Origin of the sequence: Pseudomonas sp. R2-37-08W (genome assembly GCF_003851705.1) — a bacterium.
Classification (GTDB): domain Bacteria; phylum Pseudomonadota; class Gammaproteobacteria; order Pseudomonadales; family Pseudomonadaceae; genus Aquipseudomonas.
In genome coordinates, this window is the sequence record NZ_CP027728.1 from 2335990 (window position 1) to 2353795 (window position 17806).

The 17806-nt window shown below is 59.3% G+C and carries 20 protein-coding genes; 9 read left to right on the top strand and 11 right to left on the bottom strand.

Features of this window, described 5'->3' with window-relative positions; translation table 11 throughout:
• The first annotated feature begins 41 nt into the window (after window positions 1-41).
• A complete protein-coding gene (locus C4J93_RS10960; protein ID WP_124429306.1) occupies window positions 42-869 on the top strand; it encodes a DMT family transporter in 828 nt (275 codons plus the stop codon).
• Between the two features lie 29 nt (window positions 870-898).
• Window positions 899-1660 carry an SDR family oxidoreductase gene (locus C4J93_RS10965; protein ID WP_124429307.1) on the top strand — a complete coding sequence of 254 codons (762 nt, stop codon included), beginning with the start codon at window positions 899-901 and terminating at the stop codon, window positions 1658-1660.
• 229 nt (window positions 1661-1889) lie between these two features.
• Here the strand turns inward: C4J93_RS10965 and C4J93_RS10970 are convergent, their stop codons facing one another.
• Window positions 1890-2072 (bottom strand): general stress protein, encoded by a 183-nt coding sequence (locus C4J93_RS10970; RefSeq protein ID WP_124366593.1) that lies wholly within the window; start codon window positions 2070-2072, stop codon window positions 1890-1892.
• A gap of 299 nt (window positions 2073-2371) precedes the next feature.
• Between C4J93_RS10970 and C4J93_RS10975 the strand changes: the two genes are divergently transcribed.
• From C4J93_RS10975 to C4J93_RS10990, 4 genes are all read left to right on the top strand, one after another.
• On the top strand, window positions 2372-2596 hold the full coding sequence (locus tag C4J93_RS10975; RefSeq protein ID WP_124362331.1) for a hypothetical protein: 225 nt from the start codon (window positions 2372-2374) through the stop codon (window positions 2594-2596).
• A 159-nt stretch (window positions 2597-2755) separates the two neighbouring features.
• A complete protein-coding gene (locus C4J93_RS10980; RefSeq protein WP_124366595.1) occupies window positions 2756-3640 on the top strand; it encodes a manganese catalase family protein in 885 nt (294 codons plus the stop codon).
• Window positions 3641-3703: 63 nt separating this feature from the next.
• Complete coding sequence (locus tag C4J93_RS10985; protein ID WP_124362333.1) at window positions 3704-4213, top strand: ferritin-like domain-containing protein; 510 nt, start codon at window positions 3704-3706, stop codon at window positions 4211-4213.
• A 107-nt stretch (window positions 4214-4320) separates the two neighbouring features.
• Window positions 4321-5946, top strand: a complete 1626-nt coding sequence (locus C4J93_RS10990) for a histidine kinase famiy protein (protein ID WP_124429308.1) — start codon at window positions 4321-4323, stop codon at window positions 5944-5946.
• On the opposite strand, the gene C4J93_RS10995 is transcribed toward C4J93_RS10990, so the two are convergent.
• From C4J93_RS10995 to cyoA, 5 genes are all read right to left on the bottom strand, one after another.
• Window positions 5918-6643 carry a protoheme IX farnesyltransferase gene (locus C4J93_RS10995; protein ID WP_256660168.1) on the bottom strand — a complete coding sequence of 242 codons (726 nt, stop codon included), beginning with the start codon at window positions 6641-6643 and terminating at the stop codon, window positions 5918-5920. The genes C4J93_RS10990 and C4J93_RS10995 overlap by 29 nt on opposite strands.
• 127 nt (window positions 6644-6770) lie before the next feature.
• Window positions 6771-7109, bottom strand: coding sequence for a cytochrome o ubiquinol oxidase subunit IV (gene cyoD / locus C4J93_RS11000; RefSeq protein ID WP_124366599.1), 339 nt, complete (start codon window positions 7107-7109; stop codon window positions 6771-6773).
• A gap of 1 nt (window position 7110) precedes the next feature.
• A complete protein-coding gene (locus tag C4J93_RS11005; RefSeq protein WP_124429309.1) occupies window positions 7111-7725 on the bottom strand; it encodes a cytochrome o ubiquinol oxidase subunit III in 615 nt (204 codons plus the stop codon).
• Window positions 7726-7730: 5 nt separating this feature from the next.
• Window positions 7731-9710, bottom strand: a complete 1980-nt coding sequence (gene cyoB, locus C4J93_RS11010; RefSeq protein WP_124429310.1) for a cytochrome o ubiquinol oxidase subunit I — start codon at window positions 9708-9710, stop codon at window positions 7731-7733.
• 2 nt (window positions 9711-9712) lie between these two features.
• Window positions 9713-10636: a ubiquinol oxidase subunit II gene (cyoA, locus tag C4J93_RS11015; RefSeq protein ID WP_124362339.1), complete on the bottom strand. Its 924-nt coding sequence runs from the start codon at window positions 10634-10636 to the stop codon at window positions 9713-9715.
• A gap of 225 nt (window positions 10637-10861) precedes the next feature.
• On the opposite strand from cyoA, the gene C4J93_RS11020 reads away from it, so the two are divergent.
• Together C4J93_RS11020 and C4J93_RS11025 are read left to right on the top strand one after the other, a co-directional pair.
• Complete coding sequence (locus tag C4J93_RS11020) at window positions 10862-11176, top strand: hypothetical protein (RefSeq protein WP_124403811.1); 315 nt, start codon at window positions 10862-10864, stop codon at window positions 11174-11176.
• A gap of 132 nt (window positions 11177-11308) precedes the next feature.
• Window positions 11309-12649: an APC family permease gene (locus C4J93_RS11025; protein WP_256660169.1), complete on the top strand. Its 1341-nt coding sequence runs from the start codon at window positions 11309-11311 to the stop codon at window positions 12647-12649.
• 92 nt (window positions 12650-12741) lie between these two features.
• On the opposite strand, the gene C4J93_RS11030 is transcribed toward C4J93_RS11025, so the two are convergent.
• On the bottom strand, window positions 12742-13911 hold the full coding sequence (locus C4J93_RS11030; protein WP_124429311.1) for a zinc-dependent alcohol dehydrogenase: 1170 nt from the start codon (window positions 13909-13911) through the stop codon (window positions 12742-12744).
• On the bottom strand, window positions 13911-14744 hold the full coding sequence (locus C4J93_RS11035; protein ID WP_124429312.1) for an SRPBCC family protein: 834 nt from the start codon (window positions 14742-14744) through the stop codon (window positions 13911-13913). The genes C4J93_RS11030 and C4J93_RS11035 overlap by 1 nt, the downstream gene beginning before the upstream one ends.
• 544 nt (window positions 14745-15288) lie before the next feature.
• Here C4J93_RS11035 and C4J93_RS11040 point away from each other — a divergent pair.
• Window positions 15289-15558 (top strand): DUF6555 family protein, encoded by a 270-nt coding sequence (locus C4J93_RS11040; RefSeq protein ID WP_124362343.1) that lies wholly within the window; start codon window positions 15289-15291, stop codon window positions 15556-15558.
• A gap of 397 nt (window positions 15559-15955) precedes the next feature.
• On the opposite strand, the gene C4J93_RS11050 is transcribed toward C4J93_RS11040, so the two are convergent.
• The 3 genes from C4J93_RS11050 to C4J93_RS11060 form a co-directional block, all read right to left on the bottom strand.
• The gene (locus C4J93_RS11050) at window positions 15956-16507 is read right to left on the bottom strand and encodes an ATP-dependent Clp protease proteolytic subunit (RefSeq protein WP_124366605.1); all 552 of its coding nucleotides are present in this window, start codon (window positions 16505-16507) and stop codon (window positions 15956-15958) included.
• Window positions 16508-16560: 53 nt separating this feature from the next.
• A complete protein-coding gene (locus C4J93_RS11055; protein ID WP_124362346.1) occupies window positions 16561-16911 on the bottom strand; it encodes a general stress protein in 351 nt (116 codons plus the stop codon).
• 289 nt (window positions 16912-17200) lie between these two features.
• Complete coding sequence (locus C4J93_RS11060; RefSeq protein WP_076954923.1) at window positions 17201-17377, bottom strand: general stress protein; 177 nt, start codon at window positions 17375-17377, stop codon at window positions 17201-17203.
• Window positions 17378-17806: the final 429 nt, after the last annotated feature.

Genomic DNA, 17806 nt, shown 5'->3' on the forward strand with positions numbered 1-17806 from the left:
GACTTCGCTGAAGGCAGGGCGTTGGATTGCTAGGATGGCGCATGCCTATTCATTTGATCTGCCTGGTGCTTTTCGCCGCGCTGCTGCATGCCAGTTGGAACGCACTGCTGCGTGGCGGTGCCGATCGACTCTGGTCAATGACGGTGATGTGCATCGCCATCGCCATTACCTGCCTCGTCGCCGCTGCGTTCCTGGTGCCGCCCGCTATTGAAAGCTGGGGCTATGCGCTGCTGTCGGCATTGCTGCACGTGGGCTACAACCTGTTTCTGGTGCGCAGTTACCGGGTCGGTGACCTCGGGCAGACCTATCCGATATCCCGTGGCTCGTCGCCGGTGCTGATCACGCTTGGAGCTGCCGTCTTCGCCGGCGAAAGCATCACCCCCGGCGAGTTGCTCGGTATTGCGCTGGTATCCGGCGGGATTATTTCCCTGGCGTTCCGAGGCCGCAGGCTGTCGGTGCCCAGCTTGCCCTACGCGCTGGGCACTGGCTGCTTCATCGCCGCCTATAGCGTGGTTGACGGCATTGGCGCCAGGCTCTCCGGCGCGCCGCTCGGCTACACGGTGTGGATGTGCGCGTTGTGGGGCGTGCTGATGCCAGTGGTGTACATCGGCCTGCGCGACGCCCGCAGCTTGTTCCGCGTGCGGCCCGGCACACTGACCGCTGTGGTCGGCGGGCTGGTCTCATTGCTCGCCTATGGGATTGTCATCTATGCCATGAACGAAGCGCCGTTGGGCGCGGTGTCGGCATTGCGCGAAACCAGTGTGTTGTTCGCGGCGTTGATCGGCTACCTGTTCCTCGGCGAGACGCTCACGGCACGGCGGGTCCTGGCGTGCGCAGTGATCGCCAGCGGCATCCTCATTATCGGTTGACAGGGCTGACGGCTCAGGAGGGTATTTCAATGGTTAACGTCTCACAGGCACCGCTTATTCTGATAACCGGTGGCAGTCGCGGAGTGGGCGCAGCCACCGCCCGGCTGGCTGCTGCAAGAGGCTACGATGTCGCGATCAGCTACGTGGCCAATGAGCCTGCGGCCCTGGCGGTAGTGGCGCAAGTCGAAGCATTCGGGCGCCGAGCCCTGGCCATGCAGGCCGACAGTGCCGACCCGGCACAGGTCGCCGAGTTGTTCAGCGCCATCGACCGTACGTTCGGGCGAATCGATGTGCTGGTCAATAACGCCGGGGTACTGGCGACTCAGTCACGCCTGGAAGACCTGGGTTTCGAACGCATGCAGCGCATCTTTGCGGTCAATGCCATAGGGCCGATCCTCTGTGCCCAGCAGGCGGTGAAGCGCATGGCTTACCGGCACAACGGTCCGGGCGGCGTGGTGATCAATGTTTCTTCGGCATCGGCGCGCCTCGGCAGCCCCGGCGAATACGTGGACTATGCGGCGTCAAAGGGCGCCCTGGAGACGTTTACCATCGGCTTTGCCAAGGAGGTCGCGCGGGAGGGCATACGCGTTAACGGTGTTCGCCCAGGGCATATCTATACCGACATGCACGCCAGCGGCGGCGAGCCGGGACGGGTCGATCGCGTCAAGGATTCGATTCCCATGGGCCGTGGCGGTCAGCCGGAGGAAGTAGCACAGGCCATTCTATGGCTGGCCAGCGCAGAGGCATCATTCGTTACGGGTACGTTCCTTGATGTGACGGGGGGTAAATAAAAGCCTGCCTATGTTTTATTCGCACTTTCCTGAGTCGCAGCAACACGCCAGCGCAACAAGTAGTCAGTGACAGTTGTTAATTAAATTAGTGTGCGCAGGCGAACTAACGATGCCTGGCCTGACATACGGATCGTTGTGTACGCGCCGACAGGGAAGTTCAAACGATCGGCGCAATGAACGGCAATTGCGTGAATTGAAGGGGCAGCGAGGCTGCCCCTTCCACTCTCACTCAAGAGCCCGACTTCCGGCCGCCGCCATGGCTGTTCTGCCCGCCTTTACGGCCCGCCTCGGACGCTTTGTCACGGTCATTGGCGAAGTTGCCGCCCGACGATTGGCCGCCTTTTTTCCCTGCTTCGGATGCTTTTTCGCGATCGTTGGCAAAGTTGCCTGGGTTTTTATTGCCTGTGGTCATGACAGTTCTCCAGTCGCTAAGTTAGCGTTTCGTTAGTTGCCCGTTATGGCAGCGGGCATCTATTCCGATAGCGAAGCCAGCAGAAATGTTTTACTGATTTTTATAACAGGCGACGAACGGCAGATAAGCCGGGAAAGTTGTACAAGTTCGCCGTCTTAACGCCGCTTCGTATAAGTTTTTCCCGTTGCTGCGTGCCGGCAATAACAGCGTTCACGCCATTCGTCTTTTTCGTTGCACTTGAACTCCATGGGCCGGCTCAAACGAGGTTCCCCCTCTTTGTGAACTGGAGATTTTTTGCCATGAACCATGACCCATCCAACTCACAGCACCGACCAGTAGAACCGCTCGATAAGCCGAATGACGATGGTTGCGTGATCGGCACCGCCGGACGTGACGAAGACCCAAACGCAACCACTGACTGGGACCACCCCGACAGCCATGCGACCGCTGTCGAGGCCACCGTGACGCCGCCTAACGGCACGCCCGGGATCGACACCGTTCCAGAAGCGGATGATGCCAGCTGAGCAGCAGCGCCGCCGTTTCGCTTGTTGTGCAACGGTTAACCGCTCGTCGTGATACGCAAATTAATTTTGAAATTTTTCACGCGCCGCTCGCTTCCCATGAAAGGTAGGCGCGCATTCCCAAGATGCCGCCACTTTCAGTAAGCCTGAGGAGATTTGTTGATGTTCCTACATAACAAGCGACTTCAATACACCGTACGTGTGGCCGAGCCCAACCCGGGTCTGGCGAACCTTTTGCTCGAGCAATTTGGCGGAGCTCAAGGTGAGTTGGCGGCCGCATCCCGTTATTTCACCCAGGCCTTGGCTGAGGACGATCCAGGGCGCAAAGACCTGTTGATGGACATCGCCACCGAAGAACTCAGCCACCTGGAGATCGTCGGCTCGATCATTGTGATGCTCAACAAGGGCGCCAAGGGCCGAATGGCCGAAGGCGTGGAGGAGGAGGGCGAGTTGTATCGCTCACTCAACGGCGCCGGCAATGACTCCCACATCACCAGCCTGTTGTACGGTGCGGGGGCGCCGCTGATCAACTCGGCCGGAGTGCCCTGGACAGCGGCTTACATCGACACTATCGGTGAGCCCACGGCGGATATGCGCTCCAATATCGCCGCCGAAGCACGCGCCAAAATCGTTTATGAACGGCTGATGAACGTCACCGACGATCCAGGCGTGAAGGATGCCCTCGGGTTCCTGATGACCCGTGAAATCGCGCACCAGATCTCCTTTGAAAAAGCGCTGCATTCGATTCAGCCGAATTTCCCCCAAGGCAAGTTGCCAGGCAAGCCGGAATTCACCCAGGTGTACTACAACATGTCCCAGGGCGCGGAAGACCTGCGTGGTCCTTGGAACCAGGGCGATGAATGGGAGTTCGTGGAGAGCCCGCAACCTGCGGTCGATGGCGGTGATGGCACGGCCAGCGTGCAGCTGGACGCCGACGACGAAGCGCTGCTGAGCGCGATGAAAATCCGCACCGCCTCCGACCCTACCAGCGACCCCACCACCGGCGCTGACCTGGGCGCGGGCCTTCAGCCCAAGCCTGAACTTTGATGCGCGGCAGCCGCACGCTTTCGGGCGTGCGGCTCTTTTATTGGCTTGAAGAGGAGTAACAAGATGGCGACCCCACAGGAAAACCTGCTCGACTGGCTACGCGATGCCCATGCCATGGAGCAACAGGCCGAGAAAATGCTCAAGGCACAATCGGAGCGACTGGAACATTACCCGAAGCTCAAAGCCCGGATCGACGAGCATATTCAGGAAACCCTCGGCCAGCAGGCGCTCATCGATGAATGCCTGGCGCGCCTGGGCGGCAGCGCGTCGACCTTGAAAGACATGGGCGGCAAATTGATGGCGTTCGGGCAGGCGGTTGGTGGCTCACTGATGAGTGACGAGGTGATCAAGGGCGCGATGGCCGGCTATGTGTTCGAAAATATGGAGATTGCCAGCTACACGGCGCTCATAGCGGCCGCGAAAGTAGCCGGAGACGCCGAGACACAAGCGGCCTGCGAAAAGATCCTGCCCCAGGAAATTGCCATGGCCGAGTGGCTGCTCGAGCATTTGCCCGAGCTCACGCAAGCGTTCCTGGAACGCTCTGCAGCCCCTGACACAGAGGCCAAGCGCTGAGGCTGCGCGCGGCGCCCCACCGGCGCCGCGCGTGATTGAGTCCACGCTGGCACTGCGCTGCATTTTCACGGTCAATGGAACACGCACCACTCATCTGGAGGTGAACCGTGACCACAAAGAAAAAGCCCTCAGTCGGCGGTGACGCATTGGCGGTGCTTTCTTCCGACCGTAAAGATCTGTTCTTCGCCGCCATGCAAGCCAGCCACAGCGCGATGATCGTGACTGACCCTGGGCAGCCCGACAACCCGATCATCTTCGCCAACCTGGCGTTCCTGTCTCTGACCGGGTTCGAGCATGACGAGGTGATCGGGCGCAATTGCAGGTTGCTGCAAGGACCGGAAACCGACAAGAGTGCCCTGCGGCAAGTGCAGCGTGCGCTTGAGCAACACCATGAAGCCTGTGTTGAGCTGCTTAATTACCGCAAGGACGGCTCGACCTTCTGGAATGAGATGTTCATCTCGCCGTTGTTCAACGAGCGCGGCCAGCTGGTGTATTTTTTTGCTTCCCAACTGGACGTGAGCCGGCGTCATGATGCGGAACTGCGCGTGCGCCGCGTCCAGGACCTCGAAGCGCTGGGGCAACTGACGGGTGGCATCGCCCATGACTTCAATAACCTGCTGCAAGTGATGGTCGGGTATCTGGAGCTGATTCAGCAGAGCGCCAAGCGCCCCGGCAGCGACCCGCAGCGCATCGTCAACAGCGCCAGCCGTGCCCGGGCGGCGGCTGAAAAAGCGCAAACCCTGACTCAGCACTTGCTGGCGTTCTCGCGCAAGCAGCGGCTCGACAGCCGGGTGATCAATCTGAACACCTTGTTGAGTCGCCCCGATTTCCAGGGTGTGCTGCATGACGTAGAACTGCAGGTGGAACTCGCCGACGATCTGTGGAACTGCTGCATTGACCCTGCCCAGGCAGAGCTGGCGGTGCGGCACCTTCTGTCGAATGCCCAGGATGCATTGGAAGGGTGCAGCGAGCCAGCAGTGACGGTTAAAACCCGCAACGTCCAAGTGCCGGGCGAGGTCGGTGCTGAACGCGATGGCCTGGCTGAGGGCCGTTACGTCAGCATCTCGGTGTCTGATAACGGCAACGGCATCGCCGAGGATATTAAAGATAAAGTCATGCAGCCGTTCTTCACCACCAAGGAAGAAGGCAAGGGCTCGGGCCTGGGACTGTCGATGGTGTATGGCTTCGTCAAGCAATCGGGCGGCACGGCGCGGATCCATTCCTATCCGGGTGTCGGTACCACCATACGCCTGTACTTTCCGGCCGATGACAGCCAGCCCTGGGTCGAGCAAACATCCGCCACCGCCTCACTGCAGGGCCACGAGAACATCCTGATCGTGGAGGACCGGCCCGACGTGGCCGAGTTGGCCCAAGTGATCTTGTCTGACTACGGTTACCGGACCGGCATCGCGCACACCGCCGCCGAAGCATTGAGCATGCTCCAGAGCGTCCCGTATGACCTGGTGTTCAGTGACTTGATCATGCCGGGCGCGATGAATGGGGCGGTACTCGCGCGTGAAGTATCGCGCTTGTATCCCCACGTCAGGATCCTGCTCACGACCGGCTATGCAAAAGACGCATTGGAGCGTGCGGAAATACAGGTGCATGAATTCGAGCTGATTCAAAAGCCCTATCAACCCACGGACCTGCCCCGAAAAATCCGCGCGGTGCTGGATGCCGGATCTACGGGGACAGCCGACACGGTTAGCGGAGTACTGCCAGCGACAGGTTGAGTACCAGCACCAGCAGAATTGAACATCCAAATACGCTGCGCGCCCAGCGGGGCGGGTCCGTCAGGCGCGTGGCGCTGGCAGCGAGCGCCATCCAATAACCGCAGAACCCGAGCATCAGCGCGAAATACACGGCGTTCATCTGCGCAACCGCGCCCAACGCCATGGTGCTGGCGAGGAATGCCAGGATGTACGCGTGTATCTGTCGGTAGGCCTTGGGCAGGCTAAGCAGCGGCAGGCGCGCGGCGCGAAAGTCCTCGCGACGCATCACGGTGATGGCATGGGAGTGAGGCATCTGCCAACAGCAGAACACCACCACCAGCAGCATCGCCGTCGCGTCGAACCGACCGCTTACCGCGCAATACCCGATCACCGGCGGCATTGCCCCGGAAAGGCTGCCGATCAGGGTTGCCCAGTGGGAGCGCCGCTTCAGCCAGTAGGTATACACGCCCGCGTAGATGACCAGTCCCACCAGCGCGAGGATGCAAGCCAACAGATTGCTGCCGGCCCATAGCAAACCAAAGCCGATGACGCCCAGTGCGATGGCGTAACCGACGGCGGCGGGCACGCTGATAGCGCGCAGTGCCAGCGCGCGGTGGCAGGTACGCACCATGCGCCGGTCGATATCACGGTCGACACAGTTGTTGATGACACAGCCGCAGCCGATCACCAGTGCGGTGCCGAGCAGGGTGGCCAGCAAGTGGGCAGGATTCGCCAGATGGCCGCTGCCCGCGAGGAAGTAGCCCCCAGCACCGACGCGAGATTGCCGAAAATAATCCCCGGCTTGGTCAGTTGAACCCCGACATTGAACAGCCCCAGCCAGTGTTTCAGTGCGCCAGCATGTTGTGATGAATACTGTTCATGATCCATAGCGAAAGTCCTACCAGCAGAAGGATGATGACCGCCGAGAAAATCAGCGCAATCAGGTTCCAGCGTTGCTCCTCGGCGGTATCCAGATGCAGGAAGAACTTCAAGTGGACCACGATTTGTATCGCGCCCAGCGCCACCACCAGCCAGGCGGTGGTGGTGCGTGGCAGTGACGGAAACATCACCATGGCGAACGGGATCAGGGTGAGCAGCACCGACACCAGGAAGCCGACCAGGTAGGAGCGGCTGCTGCCATGGCTGCTACCTGCGCTGCTGTGAACCGAACTTTGCTTGTACATGTCACACCACCCCCAACAGATAGACCACGGTAAAGACGCAGATCCACACCACGTCCAGGAAATGCCAGAACAGGCTCAGGCAACTGAGCCGGGTGGCGTTGGTGCTGGTCAGGCCACGCTGGTGCACCTGCACCATCAGCACCGCCATCCACACCAACCCCGTCAACACGTGCGCGCCGTGGGTGCCGACGAGGGTGAAGAAGGCGGTCAGGAAGCCACTGCGGTCCGGCCCATAGCCCTCTTCAATCAAATGATGGAATTCGTTGATTTCCATGGCGATAAACCCGGCGCCCAGCACGAAGGTGAGCCCCAGCCAGCGCAGAACCTGGGGCTGCTGGCCACGGTTCATCGCGAGCATCGCGTAGCCGTAAGTGATGCTGCTCAAGAGCAGCAGCATGGTTTCAGCCAGCACATAGGGCAGCTCGAAAATGTCCGCACTGGAAGGGCCGCCCGCGACACTGTCGCGTAATACCGCATAGCCGGCGAACAAGGTCGCGAACAGGATGCAGTCGGTCATCAGGTAGATCCAGAACCCGAACAGGCTCAGGGAACCGGCGTCTTCATGCCCTTGTTCGTGGGTGTGGGCGATGTCTTTTTCGATCACGATATTGGACATAAGAGTCAAGCCTCTGCCAGGTCTTTGAGACGGGCCGTTTCGATGCGCGCCACCTCTTCTGCGGGCACGAAGTAGTCAGTGTCTTCGTCGTAACTGCGCACCACGAACGCAACCACCGACGCCACCAGACCGAACGCCGCCAACCACCAGATATGCCACACCAGGGCGAAGCTGCAGATCAGCGCGAACGCACTGATAACCAGGCCCGAGGCGGTATTGCGCGGCATATGGATGCTGCGATAGTCGGTATGGCTCAGGGTGCTCACGCCGCGCTCCTTCATGCCCCAATAGGCGTCCAGGTCGTCGACCTTGGGTTGCTCGGCGAAGTTGTACAGCGGCGGCGGAGAGGAGGTGGCCCACTCCAGCGTGCGCCCGTCCCACGGATCGCCGGTGAGGTCGCGATACTGGGGGCTGTGGCGGTTGCGGATGCTGACGAACAGTTGCAGTGCCTGAGCGGCCACGCCGCAGAGGATGATCGCCACCCCGACCAACTCCAGCAGCAACCAGGGCCGCCATTCCGGGTTGTCGAAGTGGTTGAGGCGCCGGGTCATGCCCATGAAGCCCAGCACGTACGACGGCATAAAGGCGAAGTAGAAGCCGATCAACCAGCACCAGAACGCGATGCGTCCCAGCTTGTCGTTCAAGCGGAAGCCGAAGGCCTTGGGGAACCAGTAGGTCAGGCCCGCCATGTAGCCGAAGACCGCGCCGCCGATGATCACGTTGTGAAAGTGCGCGATCAGGAACAGGCTGTTGTGCAGCAGGAAGTCGGCGCCGGGAACTGCCAGCAGTACCCCGGTCATCCCGCCGATGCTGAAGGTCACGATAAAGCCCATGGTCCACAGCATCGGGGTTTCAAAGCGCACTCGGCCACGGTACATGGTGAACAGCCAGGTGAAGATCTTCACCCCGGTCGGCACGGCGATGATCATCGTCATGATGCCGAAGAACGCGTTGACGTTGGCCCCCGCACCCATGGTGAAGAAATGGTGCAGCCACACGATGAACGACAACACGGTAATCGCGATCGTTGCCCATACCAGCGACACATAGCCGAACAGCCGTTTACTGCTGAACGTGGCGGCAACCTCCGAAAATACCCCGAACGCCGGCAGGATCAGGATGTACACCTCCGGATGCCCCCAGGCCCAGATCAGGTTGACGTACATCATCGGGTTGCCGCCGGCTTCGTTGGTAAAGAAGTGCATGCCCAGGTAACGATCCAGGCTCAGCATCAGCAGGGTGGCGGTCAGGATCGGAAACGACGCCAGGATCAACACCGAAGTGCACAGCGCATTCCAGGTGAACACCGGCATCTTGAACAGGGTCATGCCTTGGGTACGCATCTTCAAAATCGTGACGAAGAAATTCACCCCCGTCAGTAGCGTGCCTATGCCGGATATCTGCAAGGACCAGATGTAGTAATCCACCCCCACACCGGGGCTGTACGCTAACCCCGATAACGGCGGGTAGGCGACCCAACCGGTTCGCGCAAACTCACCGATCCCCAGTGAGACGTTGACCAACGCGGCACCGGCCACGAACAGCCAGAAGCTCAGCGCGTTGAGAAACGGGTAGGCCACATCGCGTGCGCCGATCTGCAACGGCACTACAACGTTCATCAAGCCGACCACGAAGGGCATGGCCACGAAAAAAATCATGATCACGCCGTGGGCGGTGAAGATCTGGTCGTAGTGTTCCGGCGGCAGATAACCCGGCCCGCCACTGGCGGCCATGGCTTGCTGGGTGCGCATCATGATCGCGTCGGAAAAACCGCGCAGCAGCATCACCAGTGCAACGATGATGTACATGCAGCCGATCTTTTTGTGGTCCACCGAGGTGAACCACTCGCGCCACAAATAGCCCCAATTGCGCTTCCAGGTGATGGTGCCCACCATCGCCACACCGATCAGGCCGATAATGGCCAAGGTGTACATCACGATGGGTTCAGTGGTTGGAATCGCGTCCCACGACAGTTTTCCGAACATTGTTACCGCTCCTCAGCCAGCAGACTCGGGTGTTGATCGGCGCGCGTTTCAACGCCGCTCACGGGCGCGCGCTTGGGTTTATTGGCCTTGTTCATGCCTTCGTATTTATCGACGATGTCCAGGAACAGCCGCTCCTGAACCGCCGAGTAGTAGGTCACCGGGTGCTTGATGGTTGGCTTGGCCAATTGCGCATAGCTCGTCTGGTCCAGCGGCGTTGCCGCGCCCTTGACCTTGCTCACCCAGCTTTGGAAGTCGGCGGGGCTCAGCGACAGGGTAGAGAAATGCATGTCGGAAAAACCGGGGCCGTTGTAGTTGGCGGCGATGCCCTTGAATTCGCCGGTCTCGTTGGCGATCAGGTGCAGCTTGGTCTGCATGCCGGCCATGGCGTAGATCTGCCCGCCCAACGCCGGGATGAAGAAGGAGGTCATGGCCGCGTCGGAGGTGATGGTGAAACTCACCGGCGTGTGCACCGGCAGGGCCAGTTCGTTGACGCTGGCGATACCCAGGTCGGGGTAGATGAACAGCCACTTCCAGTCGGTGGCCACCACTTGCACATTGATTGGCGGCGTGTCCGAGTCGAGCGGGCGATAGGGGTCGAGGGCGTGGGTGGTTTTCCAGGTCACCCAGCCCAAGGCGATGATGATCAGCAGCGGCACGCCCCACACCACCGCTTCGATCTTGTGGGAGCTGGCCCAGCGTGGCGAGTAACGCGCCTTTTTATTGGTGGCACGGTAGCGGTAGGCGAATACGAACATCAGCACGATCACCGGCACCACCACCAATAACATCAGGCCTGTGGCGAGGATAATCAGGTCGCGTTCATCGGTTGCAACCTGCCCCTTGGGATTGAACACCACGAGGTTGCAGCCGGTTAATAAGAAAGTGCTGGCGAGATAGGCCAGGCAATAACTCATCGTTCGTTTCATGCCTTGCTCCTGTTGTGAAAACATCCGTGATTGCGCTGTCGAACAATTTGAATGGGGCCCTCAGGGGTTGGTTTAACAAAATGTTACGTCGCCTGACGAACGGTTTAACAAGCGAAACGCTAATGAGGCTTCTATAAAGTTCGCCTTGGAAAAAACACGGAATCCCTGCTAAAGAGTTCAGGTCTTAGTTGAAAGACCAACCCCTAACGGTCTTGGAGAACAGCTATGTTCATTCGCGGCAATACCTATAACGCCTGGGCCGCAAAAGCACTGGACGAAGAGTGCTTTACCCAGGAAGTGGAAAACGGCTGCCATATCGAAGTCAGGGCCCGCGAGCGGGAGGATGCCGATATCGAAGTGCTGCTGTGCGTTTACACCGCTACGGGCCAATGTGTCGCTGAGCGCACCAAGCAGTTACCGGGCGCGGAGTGGACAGTGCAGGACGCGCTCAAGCGCGGTATCGACCAGGCCGAAAGGATTGCCGGGGGCGAATCCGGTCGATTGCCCTGCGCTGACGCACACGGGCACGACGACGACTGACGAGGCGCCTGCGCTGGATTCTCACGAATAAAGGAACTTTGGTGACGCGGGCATTTTCCATTGTAGATAGCCCTGCATCAGCCGGCCCACGCCGGCTGATCGCTGATCGTAAACTGCCGCCAGAGCCGCCCCATGACCGAATCCACGCTCAGCCACGCCGAACCTTCCAAGCCGTCCTTGCGCCGCGCCGTCACCGGCCCGATGTTGTTCCTGTTCATCCTGGGCGATGTGCTCGGCGCAGGCGTGTATGCGCTGGCCGGCACCATCGCCGGCCAGGTGGGCGGGGCGATCTGGGTGCCGTTACTGGTGGCGCTATTCTTCGCCATGCTCACGGCCGGCTCCTACGCCGAGTTGGTGACCAAGTACCCGCACGCCGGCGCCGCTTCGGTGTTCGCCGAGAAGGCGTTCAAGTCACCGCTGGTCTCGTTCCTGGTGGGCTTTTGCATGCTCGCGGCGGCCGTGACCAGCGCGGCCGGGTTGTCGCTGGCGTTTGCCGGGGACTACCTGGCCGCGTTCATCGATGTCTCCCCCCATGTGGCGGCGCTGGTCTTCCTGGTGGTGATTGCGCTGTTGAACGCCCGCGGGATCAAGGAGTCGCTGGGGGCCAATATGGTCATGACGTGCGTGGAACTGTCCGGGCTGTTGTTGGTGGTAGTCGCTGCGGCGTGGTGCTTCCAGTCCGGTGAAGCCAACCTTGGGCGCGCGTTTGAATTCAAGCCTGGCGTCAATCCCATGCTGGCGGTGCTGGGCGCTGCGTTGTTGGCGTTCTATTCGTTTGTCGGCTTTGAGACGTCGGCCAACCTGGCGGAAGAAATCCGTGGGGTGCGCAAGATTTACCCGCGTGCGTTGTTCGCTGCGTTGATCACCGCTGGCATCGTGTATATGGCGGTCGGTGTTGCTGCATCGGTGGTGTTGCCGATGGATAAGTTGACGGCCACTTCGGCGCCGTTACTCGAAGTTGTGCGGGCCTCGGGCTTGAACATTCCACCGCAGCTGTTTGCCTTCATTGCCTTGGTAGCGGTGGCTAATGGCGCTTTGCTGACAATGGTCATGGCCAGTCGCCTGACCTACGGCATGGCGCGCATGGGCCTGCTGCCGGAGCCGTTGTCGCGGGTGCTGCCCAAGCGCCGTACGCCTTGGGTGGCGATCATCGCCAGCACTGCCGTGGCGATTGCGTTGACCTTGACCGGCACGCTGGCGGCGTTGGCTGAGACGGTGGTGTTGTTGCTGCTGTTTGTGTTTCTCAGTACCAACCTGGCGGTCTTGGTGCTGCGCCGTGACCGGGTCGAAGAGCGGCATTTTCGTGTGCCGAGTTGGGTGCCGGTGTTGGCGATTGTGTCGTGTCTGATCCTGCTTAGTCAGCAGAGTCTGGATACCTGGTTGCGGGGTGGGGCGTTGATGGTGCTGGGGGTGGTGTTGTATGGGTGCAATCGGTTGGTGGCACCTGCTGTTCAGGAGCCAAAGCCTCTCTAACTGACGCGCCGCGTTCCAAGGATGCTGGATCAGAACGGGTCCATATCCGTTGCTGCGGTAACGGATATGGACTCAGTCAACCCCACCTCCCATCAGGGCCTGAACACTACCCGCATACACGCATCCGACTTCTCCTTGAACATCGCGTACCCCTGCGCGCCATCTTCCAGACTCATCGGATGGGTCAACAGATAAGCAGGATCCAACTCGCCTTTCTGAATATGCTCAAACAAGGTCGTCGCATAACGCTGCCCCGGCTGCTGCCCGGCTTTCAACGTCAGGGCCTTGTTGACGATTGCTCCCATGGGAAACTTGTCGAGCAGCCCCCCATACACCCCGACTACCGACACCGTGCCGCCTTTACGGCAAGCACGTATGGCCTGCCTGAGCACACTGCCGCGTTCGGTGTGCAGCCTGAGCAATTGCTTGGCCTTGTCATAGGCATAGTCGATCTCGGTACCGTGCGCCTCCATGCCCACGCAGTCGATGCAGCGGTCCGGCCCACGGCCACCGGTCAGTTCCAGTAAGGCGTCATGCACATTGGTGTGCTCGTAGTTGAGCGGGATCGCCTTGCCGCGCTCTTGTGCCAGGCGCAGCCGGTCCGGATATCGGTCGATCGCGATCACCCGTTCTGCGCCCAACAGATAGGCGCTGCAAATAGCCATCTGGCCTACGCCGCCGCAGCCCCACACCGCCACGGTGTCGCCGGGCTGGATGCCGGCATTGTCCGCCGCGAAGTAACCGGTCGGCGCTGCATCCGACACGAACAGCGCCTGCTCGTCGCTGACCCCGTCGGGCACCTTGAACAGGTTGACGTCGGCGAACGGCACCCGCACGTAGGTGGCGTGGCTGCCGGGGTAGCCACCGAAGGCATGGCTGTAGCCGAGGATGCCACAGCACGGCTGGCCGTACAGGAGGTCCGTCGCCGAAGGGTTGGGGTTGGAGTTATCGCAACAGGAGAAATCGCTGCGTTGGCAGGGTTCGCAATTGCCGCAGCCGATGATCGAAATGGTGACCACTTTGTCACCCTGGCGCAGGTCCGTGATGCCTTTGCCCACCTCGACGACTTCCCCCATGAATTCGTGGCCGATGATATCTCCAGGCTTCATCGCCGGTACGTAGCCGCCAAGCAAATGCAGGTCGGAACCGCACACGGAAGACAGCGTGACGCGAATGATCGCGTCACGCGGGTTGAGGATCGTCGGGTCGGGAACGTTGTCGACTTGCAGTGTATTCGGTGCTTGCCAAGTGAGTGCGCGCATCAGTGATTTCCCCCTTCAATGGCGACGCCGGTTTTGACTGCCGGGTGATCGGTGGTCACCTGGTCGTCGGCGGCGTGTACGTAAAAAAAGTCGTCGTCCTGTTCCGGTCTGAGGCGGTTGTTGCTGACCTCGCCGGTTTCCAGTTGCTGTTTCACCGCCTGCAATGCATTGAGCAAGGCTTTGTCACTGAACAGGCTGATTGCACGAGCGAGGCCATAGCCCAATTTGCCCATGGCCGGCTTGCAGACCACCACCGCTTTGACTTGCGTGCCACGGCCGGCGGGAGCGGGGGTCAGTGAGACGGTAATGTCGTGCGCCCAGCGCGCATCGCCTGGGGTTTTCCAATGCAACACGGCCGGCTCCTGGGTTTGGGTCTGGATCAGCGTGCACTGCACGCGTTTGCCGACGGGAGCGCGGAGCGTCCAGCGTGTGGTATCCGGCGCCAGTTGCTCGATGCTGTCGACCCAGCGCAGCAGCGGGCCAATCTGCTCGGGCCGGGCGAGGAAAGCAGACACCTCTTCGAGCGGGCGACCTATTGTGATACTGCGCGTGATCGCCTCGCTGATCGGCCAGTGATGCTCGCGACTGAACTGCTGTTCGAAGGGGGTTGGCGTCAGTGCCTGCTTCAGCGTGCAATGGCCGGCGGTACCGCGAACCAAGGCGTAGGCGCCTGCCGCGGTCTGCAATGCGCCGCCCAATCCGCCGGTGCGCCAGCCGTTCAGCAGCAGGGCAGCGCCGGCCGTCAGCGAAAGTCTGCGTTCGGCCTTGGTCAGCGTGCCGCGTCGATGGGTGTCTTCAGAGGTATGGTGCGCTATCAGTGGATGCTCAGTCATGTTGCAGTCCTCCAACGGGTGTGTGTGCGGTAGAAAATCCGCCGCCGTTTGAGGTTCCACAACATTTTGCGTAGGGGGATGAAAGGTGTCAGCGCCTAGGGAGGGTTCAGAAGCCCGCGAGGCGGCATGCGGCGACGCGCGAAGTCGTCCCAGCGCTCAGGCTCACGCTGTTCGCCACAGCGCATGCACACATATACATCCGGTTCCAGGCCCAGATAGTAGCCCTTGCGTATATAAGGATGATCGCACGCAACTGGCCGATAGCCTTGGCCCGTCCGACTACACTGCTTAGTCATATAAACTGCCCTGAAAAAAAGCCCGCACTAAGTACGGGCAAGACAGGAGTTTTTACCAAGAGCCTGGAGTGAACAGACTCACTATTGAGAATCCAAAAAAGCCGACGCGGTTTTATTTTTTTTCGTAACTGCCGACGAATGGTCGTTGGCTTATACAAACAAGAAAACTGTGCAGGCTGGTCAGTTAGCCAAGAAAAATTCTGAACCTTCGTTCTGATCAAACAACAAAAAGATCAGAAGGAGCGGCTATGAAAAATTCTTTATATATCATTGAGTACGACTACCACCATGAGCCGAAGTCTTTCATTATAAGAGCGGAGGTCATGAACAATACGGAGGCATGGCATTGGGCATGTTGCGATGCAGGGATCGGCATTATTCCAAGGTCGCGCAATGAAAAGATCAAACGAATGAGCAAGCCACTCGCCGAGCGTTACGGCATTGAACATGTAAGGTGGCGTCCGTCCGGCAGTGTTCCGTTTATTGCACAGCCCTACGTCCCACCTCCGCCTGAATAAAAGCGAGTTTAATGGGGCATCCAGTCGCCCTTTGTTCAGAACTTACTGGTTTCCTCGGCGAGTTTGCAGGGCATATAACTTTTGCACACTGCGTTGAAGTGCATCTTTCATAAGTTCGGCCGCGTACAGTTGCCTGCACGTCGGGCAGAGCATTTCAGAGGCTGTCGCCACCAGGTACTCAGGTTCGTCCGTGGTCGGTTCATAGGTTGTCTTGCATTGAACACAACGGCGGTTCGCTTGTAGATGGGGCACATCGATTCCTCCCTGAATGGAGTGCCACCATTCATCATCGGGCGGATGTTTTCAACCGCTAAACGGGAAAATTTCAAACAAGCGATTAGTTGATATTTTAATGCCAGTATCCTGAGTCGACAGCGCATCGTGTCCGGGCGAAAGGCTAGGAGTGGATGAAGCTGCTCACGAACTCCGCCTTGATGACCGGCAGTTCGATGCCGTGGATCAAGCCGGCGGCCAGCGCCTGGTGAGGGTCGAGAATGCGCGGTGCGGCGATCAGGTACTTTTCCGTTTCCAACGGTTCGCTGGCAGCGGCGGTGCGTTCGGCCACGATGCGTGCATACAGTTGCAAGTCGTAATCGAGGCTCATCGCGTATTCGGACATGCGCGAATGGTCGACCGCGCCTTGCACGTGCCAATGAAACGGGTGGAACAGGAATTTGCTGTGGGTGCAGGCGGTGCGGCGTTCACCGGCGAGAAAAATGATATTGCCCATCGATTCCACCGTGCCCAGGTTATGGGTATGCACCGGGATCGGCAGCGACATCAGGAAGTTGTACATCGTAAAACCATAGCTGCATTCGCCGCCCATGGTCGCGATGTTCAATACCAGGCCCGAAGCATCTTGCTGCACGGCCAACGAGGCTTTTTCGATCAGTTGGCTGCAGGTCGAGGCGGTGACAGGGCCGGTAAAATTAATAATGTGTAAAGGCATGGTGTCCCTCATCAATGAAAGCAGGGGAGCACTGCTCCCCTGCGTCAAGCACATTAACTATTGCGGCCGCCACCATGGCTGTTTTCGCCGCCTTTACGTCCGGCTTCCGAGGCTTTCTCCCGGTCGTTGGCGAAATTCCCGCCACTGTTCTGGCCGCCTTTGCTACCGGCTTCAGCGGCGCGCTCGGGATCATTCTTGAAGTTGCCGCCGCTGTTCTGACCGCCTTTGCTACCGGCTTCAGCGGCGCGTTCAGGATCGTTCTTGAAGTTCCCGCCACTGTTCTGGCCGCCCTTGCTGCCGATCTCTTGATAGAACTCTTTATCATGAGAAGCAGACGTGGCTTCGCCACCTTTTTTACCGGCTTCGTTGACACTCATTTGGCCTTTTTTGTCTTGAGTACTCATGTTCAGTTACCTCGTCGTTATGTCGGTTATACAACGTTCATTTCGATCTTGCAGGGAACTTGCACTCAGTCTGCGAGTGCGCTGGCTATAAGTTTCTCTCGCACAACGGTGGTGTTTGCGTCGCGCCGATAGTTGCTTCGGCTAGTTCGGAAACTTGCCGGCGTTCGTAACAGGGAGTTGTGCTTGAACGCGCAACGGTCTTTGCCTCAGTTCGCACTTCCATCACCGGCTGGCGATGGAGCTCGCCACGCTGATAATCAATTGACGCTCGCATGATTGATGCCCTTCGTTATGACTTGCGTCCACCACCATGGCTATTCTGGCCGCCTTTACGACCGGCTTCCGAGGCTTTCTCGCGGTCGTTGGCAAAGTTGCCCCCTGACGACTGGCCGCCTTTTTTTCCGGCTTCCGAAGCTTTTTCGCGGTCGTTAGCGAAGTTGCCAGGATTTTTATTACTCGTGGTCATAACAATACTCCAAGTTAAATTGTCGTTTCGCTAGTTGCCCATTTATGCAACGGACATCTACTCCGATAAGAGCAGGCGGGCAGTGGTTTTGAATTTTTTTAGAAACGCCGATGAACGGTAGTGAGTAGCCAGAAACTTATACAAATCGTCGCTTGGCAAGCCGCTTCGTATAACTTTTCAGAGGGAGGTTGATATTGAAATAATGGCGTTGCTGACCATTCGGCTTAGTTTCAAGTGTGTGTTTCTGAAGGCGGAATAAGCGTGGCTGATCTTTGTCGGCGTTACTCCTTGCTTGGCGCCGTCTGCGGCCAATGCTGGCCTTTTCACACGCTATTGCTGCAGCCCCGCCAGACTGCTTGTATGCTTGCGCCCCGGAACCGGTGGCCGCTGTGAGTACCGACGTTCGATTGATGGCTGGAATGGGACCGG

Coding starts and splice junctions, on each gene's coding strand:
- C4J93_RS11030 (WP_124429311.1), bottom strand. CDS start 13,911: ATGCGCGCACTCACTTGGCAAGCACCGAATACACTGCAAGTCGACAAC.
- C4J93_RS11040 (WP_124362343.1), top strand. CDS start 15,289: ATGAAAAATTCTTTATATATCATTGAGTACGACTACCACCATGAGCCG.
- C4J93_RS11035 (WP_124429312.1), bottom strand. CDS start 14,744: ATGACTGAGCATCCACTGATAGCGCACCATACCTCTGAAGACACCCAT.
- C4J93_RS10960 (WP_124429306.1), top strand. CDS start 42: ATGCCTATTCATTTGATCTGCCTGGTGCTTTTCGCCGCGCTGCTGCAT.
- cyoD (WP_124366599.1), bottom strand. CDS start 7,109: ATGTACAAGCAAAGTTCGGTTCACAGCAGCGCAGGTAGCAGCCATGGC.
- C4J93_RS11055 (WP_124362346.1), bottom strand. CDS start 16,911: ATGAGTACTCAAGACAAAAAAGGCCAAATGAGTGTCAACGAAGCCGGT.
- C4J93_RS10985 (WP_124362333.1), top strand. CDS start 3,704: ATGGCGACCCCACAGGAAAACCTGCTCGACTGGCTACGCGATGCCCAT.
- C4J93_RS10965 (WP_124429307.1), top strand. CDS start 899: ATGGTTAACGTCTCACAGGCACCGCTTATTCTGATAACCGGTGGCAGT.
- C4J93_RS10975 (WP_124362331.1), top strand. CDS start 2,372: ATGAACCATGACCCATCCAACTCACAGCACCGACCAGTAGAACCGCTC.
- C4J93_RS11020 (WP_124403811.1), top strand. CDS start 10,862: ATGTTCATTCGCGGCAATACCTATAACGCCTGGGCCGCAAAAGCACTG.
- C4J93_RS10970 (WP_124366593.1), bottom strand. CDS start 2,072: ATGACCACAGGCAATAAAAACCCAGGCAACTTTGCCAACGATCGCGAA.
- C4J93_RS11060 (WP_076954923.1), bottom strand. CDS start 17,377: ATGACCACGAGTAATAAAAATCCTGGCAACTTCGCTAACGACCGCGAA.
- C4J93_RS11050 (WP_124366605.1), bottom strand. CDS start 16,507: ATGCCTTTACACATTATTAATTTTACCGGCCCTGTCACCGCCTCGACC.
- C4J93_RS11005 (WP_124429309.1), bottom strand. CDS start 7,725: ATGTCCAATATCGTGATCGAAAAAGACATCGCCCACACCCACGAACAA.
- C4J93_RS11025 (WP_256660169.1), top strand. CDS start 11,309: ATGACCGAATCCACGCTCAGCCACGCCGAACCTTCCAAGCCGTCCTTG.
- C4J93_RS10980 (WP_124366595.1), top strand. CDS start 2,756: ATGTTCCTACATAACAAGCGACTTCAATACACCGTACGTGTGGCCGAG.
- cyoA (WP_124362339.1), bottom strand. CDS start 10,636: ATGAAACGAACGATGAGTTATTGCCTGGCCTATCTCGCCAGCACTTTC.
- cyoB (WP_124429310.1), bottom strand. CDS start 9,710: ATGTTCGGAAAACTGTCGTGGGACGCGATTCCAACCACTGAACCCATC.